The sequence below is a fragment of the Azospirillum formosense genome, assembly GCF_013340925.1.
In the GTDB taxonomy this organism is placed as follows: Bacteria; Pseudomonadota; Alphaproteobacteria; order Azospirillales; family Azospirillaceae; genus Azospirillum; species Azospirillum formosense.
The window spans coordinates 1-18,568 of record NZ_WHOR01000009.1; the positions used below are offsets into that span (position 1 = coordinate 1).

General features: G+C 67.0%; 15 protein-coding genes and 1 pseudogene. 11 read left to right on the forward strand and 5 right to left on the reverse strand.

Annotated elements, in window-relative coordinates:
• Together GBZ26_RS02395 and GBZ26_RS02400 are read left to right on the forward strand one after the other, a co-directional pair.
• Positions 1–524, forward strand: a 524-nt coding sequence (locus GBZ26_RS02395; RefSeq protein ID WP_174437432.1) for a DUF2497 domain-containing protein, incomplete at its 5' end; no start/stop codon positions are given.
• A gap of 56 nt (positions 525–580) precedes the next feature.
• Positions 581–3,232 (forward strand): valine--tRNA ligase, encoded by a 2,652-nt coding sequence (locus GBZ26_RS02400; RefSeq protein ID WP_174437433.1) that lies wholly within the window; start codon positions 581–583, stop codon positions 3,230–3,232.
• A 94-nt stretch (positions 3,233–3,326) separates the two neighbouring features.
• Here the strand turns inward: GBZ26_RS02400 and GBZ26_RS30940 are convergent.
• Positions 3,327–4,376: pseudogene (locus tag GBZ26_RS30940) on the reverse strand (methyl-accepting chemotaxis protein); the annotation flags it as partial.
• Positions 4,377–5,453: 1,077 nt separating this feature from the next.
• Here GBZ26_RS30940 and GBZ26_RS02410 point away from each other — a divergent pair.
• From GBZ26_RS02410 to GBZ26_RS02445, 8 genes are all read left to right on the forward strand, one after another.
• The gene (locus GBZ26_RS02410; RefSeq protein ID WP_345772034.1) at positions 5,454–6,278 is read left to right on the forward strand and encodes a YdcF family protein; all 825 of its coding nucleotides are present in this window, start codon (positions 5,454–5,456) and stop codon (positions 6,276–6,278) included.
• A gap of 72 nt (positions 6,279–6,350) precedes the next feature.
• Positions 6,351–7,295 carry a septal ring lytic transglycosylase RlpA family protein gene (locus GBZ26_RS02415; RefSeq protein ID WP_174437436.1) on the forward strand — a complete coding sequence of 315 codons (945 nt, stop codon included), beginning with the start codon at positions 6,351–6,353 and terminating at the stop codon, positions 7,293–7,295.
• Positions 7,296–7,384: 89 nt separating this feature from the next.
• Entirely contained in the window at positions 7,385–8,551 is a 1,167-nt protein-coding gene (locus GBZ26_RS02420; protein ID WP_174437437.1) for a D-alanyl-D-alanine carboxypeptidase family protein, read from the forward strand.
• A gap of 70 nt (positions 8,552–8,621) precedes the next feature.
• Positions 8,622–9,254, forward strand: coding sequence for a dTMP kinase (tmk, locus tag GBZ26_RS02425; RefSeq protein ID WP_174437438.1), 633 nt, complete (start codon positions 8,622–8,624; stop codon positions 9,252–9,254).
• 1 nt (position 9,255) lies between these two features.
• Positions 9,256–10,374, forward strand: a complete 1,119-nt coding sequence (locus GBZ26_RS02430; protein WP_174437439.1) for a DNA polymerase III subunit delta' — start codon at positions 9,256–9,258, stop codon at positions 10,372–10,374.
• A gap of 72 nt (positions 10,375–10,446) precedes the next feature.
• Positions 10,447–11,997, forward strand: a complete 1,551-nt coding sequence (gene metG / locus GBZ26_RS02435; protein WP_174437440.1) for a methionine--tRNA ligase — start codon at positions 10,447–10,449, stop codon at positions 11,995–11,997.
• Between the two features lie 6 nt (positions 11,998–12,003).
• A complete protein-coding gene (locus GBZ26_RS02440) occupies positions 12,004–12,801 on the forward strand; it encodes a TatD family hydrolase (protein ID WP_174437441.1) in 798 nt (265 codons plus the stop codon).
• The gene (locus GBZ26_RS02445) at positions 12,798–13,598 is read left to right on the forward strand and encodes an MBL fold metallo-hydrolase (RefSeq protein ID WP_174437442.1); all 801 of its coding nucleotides are present in this window, start codon (positions 12,798–12,800) and stop codon (positions 13,596–13,598) included. Before GBZ26_RS02440 ends, GBZ26_RS02445 begins: the two co-directional genes overlap by 4 nt.
• Before the next feature lie 27 nt (positions 13,599–13,625).
• Here the strand turns inward: GBZ26_RS02445 and GBZ26_RS02450 are convergent, their stop codons facing one another.
• Positions 13,626–14,771: a lysozyme inhibitor LprI family protein gene (locus GBZ26_RS02450; protein ID WP_174437443.1), complete on the reverse strand. Its 1,146-nt coding sequence runs from the start codon at positions 14,769–14,771 to the stop codon at positions 13,626–13,628.
• Between the two features lie 457 nt (positions 14,772–15,228).
• Here GBZ26_RS02450 and GBZ26_RS02455 point away from each other — a divergent pair, with 457 nt between their 5' ends.
• Complete coding sequence (locus tag GBZ26_RS02455; RefSeq protein WP_174437444.1) at positions 15,229–15,906, forward strand: DUF4384 domain-containing protein; 678 nt, start codon at positions 15,229–15,231, stop codon at positions 15,904–15,906.
• Between the two features lie 24 nt (positions 15,907–15,930).
• Here GBZ26_RS02455 and GBZ26_RS02460 read toward each other — a convergent pair whose 3' ends face one another.
• From GBZ26_RS02460 to GBZ26_RS02470, 3 genes are all read right to left on the reverse strand, one after another.
• Positions 15,931–16,725, reverse strand: a complete 795-nt coding sequence (locus GBZ26_RS02460; RefSeq protein WP_174437471.1) for a PP2C family protein-serine/threonine phosphatase — start codon at positions 16,723–16,725, stop codon at positions 15,931–15,933.
• Between the two features lie 145 nt (positions 16,726–16,870).
• A complete protein-coding gene (locus tag GBZ26_RS02465) occupies positions 16,871–17,095 on the reverse strand; it encodes a hypothetical protein (RefSeq protein WP_246653600.1) in 225 nt (74 codons plus the stop codon).
• A gap of 206 nt (positions 17,096–17,301) precedes the next feature.
• Positions 17,302–18,321, reverse strand: coding sequence for an agmatine deiminase family protein (locus GBZ26_RS02470; protein ID WP_425514921.1), 1,020 nt, complete (start codon positions 18,319–18,321; stop codon positions 17,302–17,304).
• Positions 18,322–18,568: the final 247 nt, after the last annotated feature.

The following is an 18,568-nucleotide window of genomic DNA, read 5'->3' on the forward strand; positions in this document are numbered from 1 at the left end:
CTCTCATGGAGGATGACGACGATGACGTTCTGGAACTCACCCAGATGCTCCAGGACGAGGGGAGGGACGCGCCCGACGAGCCGGAGCCTGATCCGTGGCGCGACGAGCCGGCCTTCGGCGGCATGGCCGACCCGGAGCCGGCGTATCATGCGCCGGACCCCGAACCGTCGCCGCCGCCGCGTCCCGCCGCGAAGCGTCCCGCGCCGGCCTTCGACGATTTCGACGACGACGAGCCGCCGCCGCCGCCGCGGCCGCGCATCCGTCCGTCGGATCTCGACGACGGGCTGATCTCCCGGCGGGTGGCCGAGGAATCGTCCCACCATTTCACGCATCTGGCGCGCCAGCTCGGCGACGACCTGTCGATCGGCCCAATGCCCGTCGGCGTCCGCACCGTGGAGGAAGTCGTCCGCGAGCTGTTGAAGCCGCTGCTGAAGGAATGGCTGGACGAGAATCTGCCGACCATCGTCGAACGGCTGGTGCAGCAGGAAATCGACCGGATGATCCGGCGCTCCCAGAAATTCTGAGCGGCGTCACGCCCGCCACGCATTCCGTTTGAATTCGTAAGCGAAAGTTCCTGGTGATGTTGGAAAAGACGTACCGGCCCGCCGAGGTCGAGGAAAAGCACTACCGGCTGTGGGAAGAGACGGGCGCGTTCGCGGCGAAGACCGAGTCGAACGGCAAGCCCTACACCATCATGATGCCGCCGCCGAACGTGACCGGCAGCCTGCACATGGGCCACGCGCTGACCTTCACGCTCCAGGACGTTCTGACCCGCTACAACCGGATGCGCGGGCGCGACGCGCTGTGGCAGCCGGGCACCGACCACGCCGGCATCGCGACCCAGATGGTCGTGGAACGGAACCTCGCCAAGGAAGGCAAGACGCGCCACGACTTCGGCCGCGACGCCTTCATCGACAAGGTGTGGGAGTGGAAGGCGGAATCGGGCGGCACCATCACCCGCCAGCTTCGCCGGCTGGGCGCCTCGCCCGACTGGCCGCGCGAGCGCTTCACCATGGATGAAGGGCTGAGCCGCGCCGTCCGCAAGGTCTTCGTGGAGCTGCACAAGCAGGGCTTGATCTACAAGGACAAGCGGCTGGTCAACTGGGACCCCAAGCTGCACACCGCCATCTCCGACCTTGAGGTCGAGCAGAAGGAGATCAAGGGCAACCTCTGGCACTTCCGCTATCCGATTGAAGGCGAGGCCGACCGCTTCATCGTGGTCGCCACCACGCGTCCGGAAACCATGCTGGGCGACACCGGCGTCGCCGTGCACCCGGAGGATGAGCGCTATAGGGACCTGATCGGCAAGAACGTCGTCCTGCCGCTGGTCGGCCGTTTGATCCCGATCGTCGGCGACGAGTACGCCGATCCGGAGACCGGCTCGGGTGCGGTGAAGATCACCCCGGCCCACGACTTCAACGACTTCGAGGTCGGACGGCGCAACAACCTCGCGGCCATCAACATCATGGACCGCGACGCCCGCATCACCGGCGACGAGGTCCCCGAGGCCTACCGCGGGCTCGACCGCTACGAGGCGCGCAAGAAGGTCGTGGCCGAGCTGGAGGAGCTGGGCCTGCTGGAGAAGATCGAGCCGCACACCCACATGGTGCCGCACGGTGACCGCTCCGGCGTCGCCATCGAGCCCTGGCTGACCGACCAGTGGTACGTCGACGCCGCCACGCTCGCCAAGCCGGCCATCGAGGCGGTGGAGACCGGCAAGACCGTGTTCGTGCCCAAGCAGTGGGAGAACACCTATTTCGAGTGGATGCGCAACATCCAGCCCTGGTGCGTCAGCCGCCAGATCTGGTGGGGCCATCAGATTCCCGCCTGGTACGGCCCGGACGGCCATGTCTTCGTCGAGGAGACCGAGGAGGCGGCCGTTGCCTCGGCCAAGGCCCATTACGGCCAGGACGTGGCGCTGACCCGCGACCAGGACGTGCTGGACACCTGGTTCTCGTCGGCCCTGTGGCCCTTCTCCACGCTGGGCTGGCCGGACGAGACTCCGGAGCTGGCGCGCTATTACCCGACCGACGTGCTGGTGACGGGCTTCGACATCATCTTCTTCTGGGTCGCCCGGATGATGATGATGGGCCTGCATTTCATGAAGGACGTGCCCTTCCGGACGGTCTACATCCACGCCCTGGTCCGCGACGAGAAGGGCCAGAAGATGTCGAAGTCCAAGGGCAACGTCATCGACCCGCTGGAGCTGATCGACCAGTACGGCACCGACGCCCTGCGCTTCACCCTGACGGCCATGGCCGCCCAGGGCCGCGACATCAAGCTGGCGGTCAGCCGCGTCGAGGGTTATCGCAACTTCGCGACGAAGCTGTGGAACGCCGCGCGCTACACCCAGATGAACGGGGTGGCCCCGGTCCCCGGCTTCAAGCCGGTCGGGCTGACCCAGACGGTCAACCGCTGGATCGTCGGCGCCCTGGCGGAGGCGGCGAAGAAGGTCGGCGAGTCCATCGAAGCCTACAAGTTCAACGAGGCCGCCAACACCGCCTACGCCTTCACCTGGGGCACCTTCTGCGACTGGTACCTGGAATTCACCAAGCCGATTCTGAACGGTTCGGACGAGGCCGCCATCGCCGAGACGCGGGCGACCACGGCCTGGGTGCTGGACGAAATCCTGCACATGCTCCACCCGCTGATGCCGTTCATCACGGAGGAACTGTGGGAGCAGCTTTCGGACGACCGGGCGAACCGCCTGATCTCCGCCCATTGGCCGGAGCATGGCGCCGAACTGATCGACTCCGCCGCTCGCGATGAGATGGACTGGGTGGTGCGGGCGATTTCCTCGGTCCGCTCCATGCGGTCGGAGATGAACGTGCCGCCCGCCGCCCAGATCGAGCTGAAGCTGAAGGACGCCGGTCCGGAGAGCCTGAAGCGGCTCGACACGCACCGTGACCTGATCCTGCGCATGGGCCGTCTGTCCAGCGTCGAGCCGCTGTCCGGCCCGGTGCCGAAGAGCGCCGTCCAGGCCGTGCTGGACGAGGCCACGCTGATCCTGCCGCTGGAGGGCATCGTCGATCTCGACAAGGAGCGGGCGCGCCTGACCAAGGAGATCGAGAAGCTGTCCGGCGAGATCAAGAAGATCGACGCCAAGCTGTCGAACGAGCAGTTCGTCGCCAAGGCGCCGGAAGAGGTGATCGAGGAGCAGCGCGACCGCCGCGACACCGCGGAGCAGGCCCGCGACAAGCTGCGGAAGGCGCTTGAGATGCTGGCCGCGTAAGGCCGGTCATCCAGACCCTAAAAAGCAAGAAAGGGCAGGTGCTTCGGCTCCTGCCCTTTCTCTTTGTCTGAAGAGTTCCTGACAGCTTGATGCCTCAGATCTTGATGGAGGACACGAAGCGGTCGGCATCGGATTCGAGTTGCCGGAGTTCGTCCGCCAGTTGGGCGGCGGAGTAGATCATCTCGATGGCCGACTTGCCGGTCTCCGCGGCGGTGATCGCCATGGTGCTGACGCTCTCGGTCACCTCGTGGGTGTTGTCGTTGGCCCGGCCCACGGCGCCGACGATTTCCTCGGTCTGTTCGAGCTGGTCGCGCACCGCGGCGGACACGTCCTCCGACAGGTGCGCAACCTCTTCGACGGTCGTCCGGATGGCGCGGATCGCCTCGACGACGGAGCCGGTCGCCTCCTGGATGGCGCCGACCTGACCGGCGATGTCCTCGGTCGCCTTGGCGGTCTGGTTGGCCAGCACCTTGACCTCCGAGGCGACGACGGCGAATCCCTTGCCGGCCTCTCCGGCCCGGGCGGCTTCAATCGTGGCGTTCAGTGCCAGCAGGTTCGTCTGCCCGGCGATGTCGTTGATCAGCCGGACGATCTCCCCGATCCGCTGAGAGCTGTCGGCCAGTGCCGCCACCGCCGAGTCGCTCTGCCGGGCGTGGTCCACGGCGCGGCGGATGGCCGTGCTGGAGGTGGTCACCCGCCCGCCGATCTCGCCGATGGAGGCGGAGAGGGTGCGCGACACGTTGTTGACGATGCCGACCACCTCGGACGTCTGCTCCGCCTTTTCCGACGTGTCGAGCGCCTGATTCTTCATCTTCTCCGCGGTGTCGCGCAGGATGTGGGCGCCATTGCGGATCTGGTCGGCAGCGTGGCTGACCGTGTGGAGCACGCGCCCGAAAGCCGAATCGAAGTCTCGGGCGATGGCGCGCAGCGCGGATTCCCGCTCCTCCTCCGCCCGCCGCTCGGCCCGGCGGGACTCCTGTTCCAGCTCATGCGTGCGCTGAAGATTCTCCTTGAACACACTGACGGCCCGGGCCATGGCGCCGATCTCGTCGCGCCGCCCAGTCTCCGGAACGGTGGCCGTCCGGTCACCACCGGCCAGCCGTTCCATGACGCCCTCGATCAGGCGCAGCGGCCGGGTGATGCTGCGGGCAACCAGCAGGCTGATGATCGCGAAGCTGATCAGCAGGACGGAGCCGACCTGCAGCACATTGGCGATCACCTCGCCGCGCACCCGGTTCTGCGTCTCCACCGCCCCGGCCATACCGGCGTTGGCGGAATCCAGCAGCGCCTCGAAGCGCGGCACCATCGCCTGGAAGGCGTCGTTGAAGGTCTGCACCTCGGCCCGGAAGGCTTTGGTGGCGTCCACAAACCGGCCGAGGTCGGCGCGGTAGGTGCGGGCCTGCTTTTCCAGCTTGGTCTGGGTGGCCGTGTCCAGGCCCGAGTCGGCGAGGAAGAAGGTGAATTCGTTGAAGGCCTTGCGGTGGCCGGACAGCAGCGATTCCTCGCTGTAGATGATGAAGTCCTTCTCCATCTTCCGCATGGATTCCATGCGGCCGGTCAGCTTGTCGGCGTTCGGCCACTGCTTCAGTTCGTCCTCGATGGCGCGGGCCGAGGCGCGCAGGACGCCGCGCAGGCCGCTGTCGTCGGACAGGCCCAGTTCCTTCGCCCGCTCGACCACCGACGCGAAGCGCTCCTTCAGCGTGCGGATGCCCTGCGACAGATGGTCCAGCTCTTCCTGCGGCAGGCGCTCCGCGCCGCGTTCCTTAAGGTTGTCCAGCAGGTGCGAAGCCTCCTCCGCGTTCTTCGCGAAGGCCTCGGCCGCCGCCTGGTCCCGGTCGGCCACGAAGCGCAACGCCTGGAAGCGCAGGCGGCTGGCCCGGCGCTCGATGGCCGCCGTCTGCTCATAGGCGTCGCGGAACTGGTCCAGTTCAGCGGTCGCCTCGAACATGCGTTGGGCGCCGACGGTGACCGTCCCGCCCAGCAGGCCCAAGGTGACCACGGACGCGGCGACCAGCAGCGCGATTCGCGTGCCGATGGAAATGTTCGACAGCATATGCGGTAAATCCTTGGTTGCGCCGCGGACCTTACCCGCCGCCGAAGACGCCGCTGTTACGGATTGATGGCGGATTCGTTACCGTGCCGTCGCCCCTGGGCATTCATGGTGAACGCCCGTATCTAGAAACCGCTGGAAGTGGAAAGGGGAGTTCGGCTGTTGTCCTTCGTGCTGTCGAAGCTGCTGTGGTTCCTGGTTTCGCCGGGCAATCTGCTCGTGCTCATCCTCGCCGCCGGGACGGCGCTGCTCTTCACCCGCCGTCTGGCCCATTGGGGGCGGCGGCTGGTCGTGGCGGTCACCGTCGGCTTCGTCGTCGTCATGGTCACGCCGATCGCCTCGTGGGTCGCGCTGCCGCTGGAGGAGCGTTTTCCCCGGCCCGACCTGCCCGAACGGGTGGACGGCATCATCATGCTGGGCGGGGCGGTGACCCCGCCGATCACCCGCGACCGCGGCGAGCCGTCCGTCAACGACGCGGCGGAGCGTATCCTGGGTTTCGCCGAACTGATCCGCCGCTACCCGCAGGCGCACGCGGTGTTCACCGGCGGCTCGGGACGGCTGGCCGGCCAGGACGCCCTGGAACTGCGGGAGGACCTTGCGGTCCGCGGCGCGCTTCGGCAGGTCGGGATCGACCCGGACCATGTGACCTACGAGAACGAGTCCCGCAACACCTGGGAAAACGCCCTGTTCAGCCAGCGGCTCGTCCAGCCGAAGCCGGGGGAGACCTGGGTCCTCGTGACCTCGGCCATGCACATGCCGCGGTCGGTCGGCATTTTCCGGCAGGTCGGCTGGGAGGTGATTCCCTACCCGGTCGATTACCGCACACGCTTCGGCGGGCGTCCCTTCGTCCGCTTCGAATTCGACAAGCAGATCGACGCGCTCCAGGACCCGATCCGCGAGTGGATCGGCCTCGTCGCCTACCGCCTGATGGGGCGAACCGATTCGCTGTTTCCGGGGCCCGCCCATGACCGCACTGCAGCACCGGCGGGCTCCTGACGGGAGTTGCGCGGTTGGCGCGGCGAGGTAACTCGGCTAGAGTGGCGCCACCAGATTTAGCGGGGTGGGGCCATGCGACGCGCGCATATGCTGAGGGGGGCGGTCGTGCTCGCAGGGGCGCTGACGCTCGCCGCCTGTGCGTCCGCGCCGCCCGCGCCATCCCCGTCCGGACTGCCGCGCAGCGGCGTCTACAAGGTCGGCAAGCCCTATCAGGTCAACGGCGTCTGGTATTATCCCGCCGAGGATTACTCCTACAGCGAGACCGGGATCGCCTCCTGGTATGGGCCGGGATTCCACCAAAAGGTCACCGCCAACGGCGAGGTTTACGACCAAAATGAGCTGACGGCCGCGCACAAGACCTTGCCCATGCCAAGCCTCGTGCGCGTCACCAATCTCGACAACGGCCGGTCGCTGGTTGTTCGCATCAACGACCGCGGCCCCTACGCCAACGGGCGAATCATCGACATGTCGCGGCGCGGCGCGCAATTGCTTGGGTTCGAAGGCACGGGTACGGCCAAGGTGCGCGTGCAGATTCTGGCGGAGGAAAGCCGCGCGGTCGCCGCCGCGGCCCGCCAGGGCACGCCGGCCCCGATGCTGGCGGAACTGGACGGCCCACCGCCGAAGGCCGCCCCGCGCAGCGCGGTGGAGGTCAACGGCGCCGCCCGCGCCACTCCCGCCGCGGTCACCCGCGCCCCGGTGCCGCCACCCACGACGGTGGCCGGCGATATGGTGGACGGCCGCTTCGTTCCGGCCCCGGTGGTCGCCGAGCTGCCGGTGAAGCCCTACGAGCAGATCTACGTGCAGGTCGGCGCCTTCGGCAGTCCGGACAACGTCACCCGCGTGCGCGCCCGTCTGGCCTCGCTCGGCCAGCAGGCGCAGGTCACCCAGACGGTCGCCGGACGGCAGCGTCTGCAGCGGGTGCGGGTGGGGCCGCTGGCCAGCGTGGAGTCCGCCGACGCCGTTTTGAACCAAATCCTCCAAGCTGGCCTTACCGACGCCAAAATCGTGGTTGATTGATCACCCGCGAGCTTAGTCCAAGCTTGGCCCGGCACCGGGCCTCGTTCCATTTCACGTCTTGTCCAGTCCGCGTTTCGAAGGGAGTTGTCATGGTCGCTGTCGTCCGCACCCGCGTTGCCCGCACCCGTTTCGCCATGGGCCTTGCGGTCGCGCTGTTCGCGGCGGGGGTGGGGCCGGTGGCTCACGCCGCCAGCATCGAAACCATCGCCAAGCAGGCGATCCTGGTCGATATCACCTCGAACACGGTGCTGTTCGAGAAGAACCCGGATCAGCGCATGGCGCCGTCCTCGATGAGCAAGATCATGACGATGTACATGGTCTTCGATGCAATCAAGGAAGGCCGGGTGACGCTGGAGAGCACGCTGCCGGTGTCGGAACGCGCGTGGCGGATGCAGGGCTCCAAGATGTTCGTGGAGCTGCACAACAACATCAAGGTCGACGACCTCATCAAGGGCGTGATCGTACAGTCGGGCAACGACGCCTGCATTGTCTTCGCCGAAGGTCTCGCCGGCTCCGAATCGGCCTTTGCCGAACGCATGAACAAGCGCGCCCGCGAATTGGGGTTGAAGGACACCAACCTGACCAACGCGACGGGTTGGCCCGACCCGAACCACTACATGACCGCCCGCGATCTCTCGATCCTGGCCGAGCATCTGATCAAGGACTTCCCGGAATACTACCACTACTATTCGATCCGGGAGTTCAAGTACCACGGCATCAACCAGGGCAACCGCAACCCGCTGCTCTACCGCGGCATGGACGTCGACGGCATGAAGACCGGCCACACCGAGGCCGGCGGCTACGGCCTGACCGCCTCGGCGGAGCGGGAAGGGCGCCGTCTCATCCTGGTGGTCAACGGCCTGCCGAGCATGCAGGCCCGCGCCGACGAATCGGCCCGGCTGATCGAATGGGGATTCCGCGAATTCGCCACCTACGCCCTGTTCAAGGCGGGCGAGACGGTCGATCAGGTGCCGCTCTGGCTGGGCGCGCAGGACAGCGTGCCGGTCACCGTGCCGGAGGACATGAAGGTCACCATGGCCCGCGCCGACCGCAGCGGCATGAAGGTGTCGCTGGTCAGCAACGCCCCGGTCGCCGCGCCGGTGAAGAAGGGCGACGTGGTCGGCAAGGTGGTGGTGTCGGCGCCGGGCTTCCCGGGCAAGGAGTTCCCGGTGGTCGCCGCACAGGACGTGGAGAAGCTGGGCTTCGTGGGCCGCGCCCTGGCGGCGGCGAAGTTCCTCATTTTCGGGGCGAGCTGATTGGTGTAAGCCGGCCCGTCACCGCCGGAATCCGGAAGGCGGCGGGCCACATCACCATCGGGAGCAGACCATGACGCGCGGGCGGTTCATCACGCTGGAGGGCGGCGAGGGGGCGGGCAAGACCACCCAGATCCGCCTGCTCGCCGACGCGCTGATCGGTTGGGGGAAGCGCGTCGTGCTGACCCGCGAGCCCGGCGGCTCGCCGGGGGCCGAGGAGATCCGCGGCCTTCTGGTGTCGGGGGAAACCGGGCGCTGGGGTCCGGTAACCGAGGCGCTGCTGCACACCGCCGCCCGCCGCGACCATCTGGAGCGCACGGTCTGGCCGGCGCTGGAAGCCGGGCACTGGGTCATCTGCGACCGCTTCTTCGACAGCACCATGGCCTATCAGGGCTATGGGCTGGGGCTGGGGCGCGATCTGGTCGCCACGCTCCAGGCGACCGCTCTGGGCGACTTCCGGCCCGACCTGACCCTGATCCTCGACCTGCCGGTGGAGGAGGGGCTGGCACGCGCCGCCGCCCGCCGCGGCGGCGAGGACCGCTACGAGCGCATGGACGTCGCCTTTCACAACCGCCTGCGCGACGGCTTCCTCGACATCGCCGCGCGGGAGCCGGAGCGTTGCGTGGTCGTCGACGCCGGACACCCCGTCGAAGCGGTGCAGGTGGTCATCCTGGACCATGTGACCCGCCGCCTGGGAGCCTCCTGAGGTGAGCCGCGCCCGCGCGCCCGAACCGGTCGCGGAGGAGGACGCCCTCGCCCCGCGCCGCAACCCCGATCTGATCGGCCATGACGAGGCCGAGCGCCTGCTGCTCGACGCCTGGAACTCCGGGCGGCTTCCGCACGCTTGGCTGATCGGCGGCCCGCCGGGGATCGGCAAGGCGACGCTGGCCTTCCGTTTCGCCCGCTTCGTCCTGTCCCAGGGGCACGAGCCGTCGGACGCCGGCCTGTTCGGCGCGCCGCCGCCGCCCGCCTCGCTGGCGCTGTCGCCGGATGCCCCGGTCTTCCGCCGTGTGGCCTCGGGCGGGCATGCCGACCTGCTGACCGTAGAGCGCCAGCGCGACGAGAAGCGCGACCGGCTGAAGCGCGACATCGCCGTGGACGACGTGCGCAAGATCGGCCCGTTCCTGCGCAAGACCGCCGCCGAGGGCGGCTGGCGCGTCGCCGTGATCGACGGCGCGGACCGCATGAATCTCAGTGGCTTGAACGCCATTCTCAAGATTCTTGAGGAGCCGCCGCCGGGTGCCCTGCTGCTTCTGGTCAGCGACAACCCCGGCGGCATGCTGCCGACCATCCGTTCCCGCTGCCGCAAGCTGACGCTTCAACCGCTTCCTGAGGAAACCGTCCTCAACCTGTTGGCCCAGCATCGTCCAGACCTGGGCGGTGAGGACCGGGCGGCGCTCGCCCGGCTGGCGGAGGGCAGCATCGGGAGGGCCATCGGGCTGGCCGAGGCCGGCGGGCTCGACCTCTACCGGGAGCTGATCGGGCTGCTCGGCACCCTGCCGCGGCTGGACATCACCGCCGCCCACGCCTTCGGCGACAAGCTGACCCGCAAGCAGGACGACGGGCTGTACGAGACGGCCACGGACCTGCTCGTCTGGTGGCTGGCCCGCTTCGTCCGGTCGCTGGCCCGCGGCGCTTGGCCGGCGGAAGTCGTGGCCGGGGAGGCCGCCCTGATGACCCGGCTGGCCAACGCCCGCGGCCTTGAACGTTGGGTGGAGGTGTGGGAAAAGGTCCAACGCCACTTCGCCCGTGCGGAATCCGCCAATCTCGACCGCAAACAGGTGGTCCTGAACGCCTTGGCGACGCTGGAAGCGGCTGCTACTTAACACGGACGACACACCACGCCCACCCGGACCGGCAACGCGCCGGGCCGGCGCATTCTCGGGAGAGCCTCTGCCATGACCGGGTCGAAGACCTTCTACCTGACGACTCCGATCTACTACGTGAACGACGTGCCGCACATCGGACACGCGTACACCACGCTCGCCTGCGACGTGCTGGCCCGCTTCATGCGGCTGGACGGCTATGACGTGAAGTTCCTCACCGGCACCGACGAGCACGGCCAGAAGGTGGAGAAATCCGCCATGAACGCCGGCATCGCGCCGCAGGAGTTCACCGACCGCGTGTCGAAGAACTTCCGCGACCTCGTCTCGCTGATGAACTTCTCCAACGACGACTTCATCCGCACGACGGAGCCGCGGCACCTCGCGTCCGTGCAGGAGCTGTGGCGCCGTCTGGAGTCGGCCGGGGAGATCTATCTCGGCAGCTACGCCGGCTGGTACTCGGTGCGCGACGAGGCCTTCTACGGCGAGGACGAGCTGACCACGTCGCCGTCGGGCAAGAAGATCGCCCCGACCGGCGCCGAGTGCGAGTGGGTGGAGGAGCCCTCCTACTTCTTCCGCCTGTCGGCTTGGCAGGACCGCCTGCTGGAGTTCTACGAGCAGAACCCGGACTTCATCGCCCCCGCCGGCAAGCGCAACGAGGTCGTCGCCTTCGTGAAGTCGGGTCTGAAGGACCTGTCGGTCAGCCGCACCACCTTCAAGTGGGGCATCCCGGTGCCGGGCAACCCCGACCACATCATGTATGTCTGGCTGGACGCCCTGGCCAACTACATCACGGCGGTCGGCTTCCCCGACGAGAGCGGCGAATACGCCAAGTACTGGCCGGCCAACCTGCACATGGTCGGCAAGGACATCCTGCGCTTCCACGCCGTCTATTGGCCGGCCTTCCTGATGGCCGCCAAGCTGGCCCCGCCGAAGCGCGTCTTCGCGCACGGCTGGTGGACCATCGAAGGCCAGAAGATGTCGAAGTCGCTCGGCAACGTCATCGCGCCGGAGACGCTGGTCAACACCTACGGCCTGGACCAGACCCGCTACTTCCTGCTGCGCGAGGTGCCCTTCGGCAACGACGGTGACTTCTCGCACAAGCAGATGGTTCAGCGGATCAACGGCAACCTCGCCAACGATTACGGGAACCTCGTGCAGCGCTCGCTGTCGATGATCGGCAAGAACTGCGGGGCCGCCGTGCCGCAGCCGGGCGCTTTCACCGAGGCCGACAACGCCCTGCTCGGCGCCGCCCGCAACCTGCTGCCGACCGTCCGTGCGGAGATCCAGGCGCAGGCCTTCCACAAGGCGCTGGACGCCATCTGGGCGGTGATCGGCGACGGCAACCGCTATGTCGACGAACAGGCGCCCTGGGCGCTCAAGAAGACCGATCCGGCGCGCATGGCCACTGTGCTGTACGTGCTGGCCGAGACCATCCGCCATCTCGCCATCCTGACCCAGCCGATCATGCCGGAAGCCTCGGCGAAGATCCTGGACCAGCTGGCGCAAGGGCCGGAAGCCCGCGGGTTCGAGCGGCTGGGGGGGGGCGGGGCGCTGGTTCCCGGCACGCCGCTGCCCACGCCGCAGGGCGTGTTCCCGCGCTATGTGGACGAAGCGAAGAGCTGACGAACGATGCTGGTCGATAGCCACTGCCATCTCGACTTTCCCGATTTCGCCGAGGAGCTGGACGCGGTCGTCGACCGCGCCCGGCAGGCGGGGGTGGGGCGGATGGTGACCATTTGCACCTACCTGTCGCGCTTCGACCGCATCCTGGCGGTCGCCGAGCGCTACGACGACGTCCTGTGCTCGCTCGGCGTCCATCCGCACCAGGCGGCGGAGGAGATCGACGGGGTGAGCGTCGAGCGCCTTGTCGCGCTGTCGAAGCACCCGAAGGTGATCGGGCTGGGCGAGACCGGGCTCGACTACTTCTACGACAAGAGCCCTCGGGACGTTCAGCAGAAGTGCTTCCGCCGGCACATCCGCGCCAGCCTGGAGACCGGGCTGCCGCTGATTGTGCACACCCGCGACGCCGACGACGACACCATGCGGATCGTCCGCGAGGAAGCCGCCGGCCAGCCGGTCAACGGCTTGCTGCATTGCTTCAGCTCCGGGCGGCAACTCGCTGAAGAGGCTCTGGATTTCGGCTTCTACATCTCCCTGTCCGGGATCGTCACCTTCAAGAAGTCGGAGGACCTCCGCGCCATCGTGAAGGACGTTCCGCTGGACCGGATTCTGGTGGAAACAGACGCGCCCTATCTGGCGCCGGTGCCCTTCCGCGGCAAGCGCAACGAACCGGCCTACGTCGCCCACACCGCGGCCTGTGTCGCCGAGGTCAAGGGCGTGGACGCGGCGGAAATGGCCCGGATATCCACTGAGAATTTCTTCCGCCTGTTCCCCCGCGCCGGTACGGGCCAGCAGGCCGCCGCATGACCGGCCAGCGGGTCACGATCCTCGGCTGCGGCGGGTCGCGGGGTGTCCCCGTGATCGGTCTCGGCTGGGGCTCCTGTGACCCGGCGAACCCCAGGAACCAGCGGATGCGCCCGTCCATTCTGGTGGAGTGGGAGCAGAAGGGAGCCGGGCAGGGCGGTGACGTCAGCGTCCTGGTCGACACCTCGCCGGATCTGCGCCAGCAGCTTCTCAACGCGGATGTGCGGCGGCTCGACGCCGTGCTGTGGACGCACCAGCACGCCGACCATTCCCATGGCATCGACGAACTCAGGGAACTGTGCCGCGCCATGCACGCGCCCATCGACGCCTTTGGCAGCGCCGATGATCTGGCCGAGTTGGAGCGGCGTTTCGGCTATTGCTTCGAGCCTCTGCGGCCCGGTGATCCCTTTTACCGCCCGGTGTTGACGCCTCGCGCCGTGGAAGGGCCGTTCGAGGTGCGCGGTCAGCGCATCATCCCGTTCGAGCAGGATCACGGCTATCTGAAGACTCTCGGCTATCGCTTTGATAAATTTGCCTATTCGACCGACGTTGTGAAATTGGATGAAGACGCCTTCGCGGCGTTGGAAGGCGTCGAGGTGTGGGTGGTCGACTGCGCACGGATCGAGCCGCCGCATCCGGTCCATGCCCATCTCGCCCTGACGCTGGAATGGATCGCGCGGGTGCGCCCCAAACGGGCCTACCTGACGCACATGGACCAGACCATGGATTACGAGACGCTCCGCCGGCTGCTTCCCGCCGGTGTCGAGCCCGCCTACGACGGGCTCGTCATCGAGCTTTAGTTCAGACCGGATGGGGCAGGGCGGCGGTCAATCGTCCGGCATGATGAGGCCCAGCCGCCCGGCAATGAAGCGGTCCGCGGCCGCCCTGGCCGCCTGATCCGCCGTCTGGGGATTGAGCTTGAACTTTTCTCTGTAAAGCTTTGATGTCGCAGTGATAGCTGCCGGCAGAGTGTTCACCGCTGCGCGGTATTCCTTCTCCGGCCAAACATCAAAATCGCTCCAGGATCGAAAAGCGGCCACGGCCAAGCCGCGCTGTTCGGCCATCTTCCTGGCTTCGGCGGACATCGGCGATTCCAGAAGCGTGCTGGGCACCAGCGACGCCTGAAGATCGTCCACCTCGAACTGGCGTTCATAGCCGTGACGGATGCTGCCACGCTCCACCAGGGCCGGCTCGATGGCCGGGTCCATGTGGGCTGAGACGGCTTTCCATTCCGGCAGATCGAACACGGAGGACGGCGGGCTGCACAGGCCGGGCGTCTCGTCGCGCGCGTTGCCCCAGAAGGCGCCGAAGGCTTCGAAGGCCGGTTGCCCATGCTTGGTGAATAGGAAACAGGGCGCGTCCATCTCCGTGGTCGACAGGACGTGGCGCAGGAAGAGCAGCGACGTGCTCAGCGGCGCGCCTGGAACGTCGCCGAGATTCGCCATCTCTTCAAGGAGATATGGATCTTTTGGAAGACCTTCGTTCAAGATCTCGTCCACCAGCCGGCGTACCGTGGCGTCCTTGTCGGGCACCGCCACAGCGCCGCTCTGGTAGATGTAGACCAGCCACGCCTTCGCCGGTGCGCCGCCGTAGCGCTGGAGCGCCGCGGCTGCGGCCTTGGCGTCCTTTGGAATGCCGGCGACGACCGCAGCCAGCTTCTTCTGCGCCGCTGAGTTCTGAGCGGCGAGGTCGGCGGCGCGTTTCTCGTACAGGGCTCGACAAGCCGGGATGGTGGATTTGTCGGCGCAGGAGCGGTCACGTTCGGTCAGGAAGGCTTTCTGCGCACGCTCAATGGCATCCCGGTCGTCGGCGGATGTGTTTCCCAAAGTGTCGCGCAGGAGCGTTGCCATGTCCTCGGCGGCAACCTTCAGATCGGCACTGGCACAGATGGTCCGTTCGGCGCGACTGGATGGTTTGACGCAATCGGGTGGCGTCTGGGCCACGGCGGCGAACGGGATCAGACAGAGCGACAACGCGGGTCCGAAAAGCCACGAGGAACGAGGCATAAGACGCAGCCTTCATTGAAGGGGAATGGACACAAAACCGAGCCGCGACGATAGTCCATCGACCGGAACGCCGGAAGGGTCGGATTGGCGCCCTGCTCTCTTCCTTTCAACTCTATTTTCCATAATACAGATTATATGATCGACCTTTCCCTGCGGGTGGGTGCCCCTCCGCCCTTGGCGATGCCCAAAATGCACGCTACATAAACCGCAGTTTATAGCCAATGGTCAGGGCCCGGTGAAGGACTCCCACACGCCGACGACATGGCGGCACCGATGCGCCACGGCGCTGCTTGTCGCCGCTGTCGGGGTCGCTGTGGCCGCTTGGCCGAACCACGGCGGCGCGGCGGCGTCCGATGGGTCGGCGGACAGCGAACCTGTCTCCGCGCAGCCGCCTTCCGACCCTGACGTTCCGCCTGTTCCCACCGTGCCCGATCTGTCGGCGCTGCGGACGGCTTTGGCTGAATTTCATTGCGCCGAACTTGATGTCGCCATCGGCATGGACCAGAGGGTGGCGATCTCCGGCTTGACAGCGGGCGATACCGATCCGGACAGCCTCGCGCTGCTCGCCCAGGATCTCCTCGCCGGTCAACGGGCCGCCGTCGACGTCGAACGCGCGCCCCCTGCCCTGTGCGAACCTCTGACTCTTATCGGCCCTTTCCGGTTCGACGCCCGCTCGGGCTCGGCAGCCCCCTTGTCGATCCGCTTCCAAGAGGCCGCTGGAACGCCGTTCGAGGGCGGCCAGGACCTGATGTTCGACATCGCAGCCCCTGATTTTCCAGCGCATCTGCAAGTGGACTACTTCACATCGGACGGCGACGTGATTCACCTGCTGCCGAATCCTTTGGAGGTCAGCGGCCGTGTGGAGTCCGGCGCGCTCCGTCGTCTTGGAGAACGTGGCGCCGGCGGACGTTTCTGGACCATCGGGCCGCCATACGGTCACGAGTTGATCGTCGTCATCGCCAGCCCTGCACCGCTGTTCCCGTCTCCCCGACCCGAAGCCGAGGCGGCCACGTCCTATCTGCCTGCGTTGAAGAAGGCGTTGGAAGCCGCCGCTCCGACCACAGTGGCCACGGCGCGTTTCCTGAAAACCAAAGCGCCCTGACCGGCTCGGCCATGCACCCTGCGGTCAGGCCGGAAGGACGACGAAGCGGGCGAGGATCAGGGTGATGTTGTCCGGCCCGCCCGCTCCGTTGGCAAGGTCTATCAGCCGGGTACAGGCGTCTTTGGCGGAAGGCGGCGGCTGTTGGGTGAGAATCCGCTGGATCACTCCCTCCGGCACGATGCCGGTCAACCCATCCGAACACAGAAGATACAGATCGTCCGGCTGGAGATCGTGGACGGCGATGTCGGGGTCGACCTGCTCCCCGGTGCCAAGCGCGCGGACGATGATGTTGCGATGGGGAGCCTGCCCGCGGCGTCCGTTGTCCAGCCAGAGTTGATAGAGACTGTGATCGCGGGTCAGCGGACGCAACTCGCCGCCGCGCAGACGGTACACCCTGCTGTCCCCGGCGTGGAACACAATGATGCGCCCGGTTCCCGAAACCCGCCAGAGCCCCACCAGCGTGGTTCCCATGCCGCGCCCCTCAGCGAAGCCGCGTTGGCGGTTCAAGGCGTTGATGCGACGGTTGGCGGCCACCACCGCGGAGCGGACCGTCGATGCGGCGTGAGCGACCGCCCTTTCCTCCTCCGCCAAGGACGCTGTCGGGCCATCATAGGTGCGGTCGTGGGCGGCGATGACCGTGGCCACCACCTCCACCGCGGTGCGGCTGGCAATATCGCCGCCGGCGTGCCCTCCCATGCCATCGCAAATCACCGCCAACCCATGCCCCGGATCGAGATGGAACGAGTCCTCATTGCGCGAGCGGACACGGCCAACATCCGTTTGTCCGGCGGCGATCATCTCGATCAGGGCGGAATGCATCACGCGAACGGCTCCAACGCGTTACAGCCGAACCAGCTTTCTGGACATAGCCTTCGGCAACGCGAAAAGCCGCCTCGGCTTTGCGTATGATAATGGCGGAGAGAGTAAAAATTGAACAGCGGGAAACGGGACGCGTAAAAACGCCTCAGACGCTGACGTCCAGGAGCGTGCCGCGCTGCTTGCCGCCGTAGCCGGTGCCGTTGGTCCGTGCCTGGACCGCTGCCGTCTGCGGGTCGATCGCCTGCCCAGACTGGGTCGCGTTGCGCGTCTCCCGCGTCTGGTCCATCTTGCCGACCGCCTGGGTCGCCTGGACCGTCTGGGTGCGAACGGTGGGCGTGGTCTGCTGCGCCGCCTGAACCGCCGGAGACATGGCTATCTGCATCGCCGGTGTGATCGGCGGCTGAGGCTTTGCCATCGGCGGCATATTGAGCGGATTTAACTGCATGTTAAGAAGATGCGCCCGCCCATCCGCCGATTCAAGGTCCGAATCGACGCAGCGACCGATTCAAAAGCGAAGTCCGGAAGAGCCTTCGCTTTTTCGCGATCGATGAACAATGCAATGACTGATGACGTGCGTCAGACCGCCGGCTGCTGCTGGGTGATGCAGTGGATGCCGCCCCCGCCGCGCACGATGTCCAGAGCCGGAACCTGCACGACCTCGCGGTCCGGGAAGGCCCGGCGCACGATGCGGAAGGCGTCGTCGTCCGCCGGATCCTCGAAGGCCGGCATGACGATGCCGGCGTTGGCGATGTAGAGATTCGTGTAGGACAGGGTCAGCCGCACGCCGTTCTCGTCGCGCCGCGCCGGCTGACGGACTGGGATGACCTCCAGTTCCCGGCCCTGGGCGTCGCGGGCGCGCTTCAACCGGTCCAGATTGTCCTGGAACGCCTTGAAATTGGCGTCGCCGGGATCGTCGGTGGTGATCGCCATGACGACGCCAGGCTTCACGAACAGGGCGATCTCGTCGATGTGGCCGTCCGTCTCGTCGTCCTGGTAGCCCTCGCCCAGCCAGATCACCGTGGAGATGCCGAGATGCTCCTTCAGAAGCGCCTCGATCTCCGCCTTGCCGAGGTTCGGGTTGCGGTTCGGATTCAGCAGGCACTGCTCGGTTGTCAGCAGCGTCCCCTCCCCGTCCACATGGAAGGAGCCGCCCTCCATGACCAGGGGCGCTTCGAAGCGGCGCAGGCCGAGATGGTCGAGCATCAGACGCCCGACCTGCTGGTCCTTGTCGCTGTCCGGGTAATTGCCGCCCCAGGCGTTGAAACGCCAATGGACACCCGCCACCTGCCCTTTCCCATCGGTGACGAAGCTGGGTCCGGTGTCGCGGATCCAGGAGTCGCTGATGGGCAGAGGCAGGATCTCGACGCCCGGCCCGCAGGCCAGAGAGGCGTCGGCGACGTCGGCGGGATCGCAGACCATGGTCACCGGCTCGAACCGGCTGATGGCGCGCGCGACGTCGGTGTAGGCGGCAGCGGCGGCGTCGAAGGCCCCCTCGGGCCACGTCTCGGGCCGGCACGGCCACGCCATCCAGCAGCGGGTGTGCCGTTCCCATTCGCCCGGCATGGTGAAGCCTTCCGCCGCCGGTGTCGTCATCATTGAATCTCCTGCCAAATCCCTGAATGGCCCGGCTCTTGTGCATGGCCGGAGCGGGTTGTCACGGCGTCACCCGTGACCCACGGTCACCCTAACCACGGAGCGGAGGATTTGGCAACGGCCACCAAAGGGGCCATCGGAATGCCCGGAAGGGCGGCGCGCTCGACCGCTCAGCGGCGGGAGGGCGGACGGTCCGAATAACGGCGCTTGGGCGCCGAAAAAGGCATCGAAAAACCAAGACGAAGCATCG

Coding starts and splice junctions, on each gene's coding strand:
- GBZ26_RS02400 (WP_174437433.1), top strand. CDS start 581: ATGTTGGAAAAGACGTACCGGCCCGCCGAGGTCGAGGAAAAGCACTAC.
- GBZ26_RS02415 (WP_174437436.1), top strand. CDS start 6,351: ATGCGACGCGCGCATATGCTGAGGGGGGCGGTCGTGCTCGCAGGGGCG.
- GBZ26_RS02420 (WP_174437437.1), top strand. CDS start 7,385: ATGGTCGCTGTCGTCCGCACCCGCGTTGCCCGCACCCGTTTCGCCATG.
- tmk (WP_174437438.1), top strand. CDS start 8,622: ATGACGCGCGGGCGGTTCATCACGCTGGAGGGCGGCGAGGGGGCGGGC.
- metG (WP_174437440.1), top strand. CDS start 10,447: ATGACCGGGTCGAAGACCTTCTACCTGACGACTCCGATCTACTACGTG.
- GBZ26_RS02440 (WP_174437441.1), top strand. CDS start 12,004: ATGCTGGTCGATAGCCACTGCCATCTCGACTTTCCCGATTTCGCCGAG.
- GBZ26_RS02445 (WP_174437442.1), top strand. CDS start 12,798: ATGACCGGCCAGCGGGTCACGATCCTCGGCTGCGGCGGGTCGCGGGGT.
- GBZ26_RS02460 (WP_174437471.1), bottom strand. CDS start 16,725: ATGCATTCCGCCCTGATCGAGATGATCGCCGCCGGACAAACGGATGTT.
- GBZ26_RS02465 (WP_246653600.1), bottom strand. CDS start 17,095: ATGTCTCCGGCGGTTCAGGCGGCGCAGCAGACCACGCCCACCGTTCGC.
- GBZ26_RS02470 (WP_425514921.1), bottom strand. CDS start 18,321: ATGATGACGACACCGGCGGCGGAAGGCTTCACCATGCCGGGCGAATGG.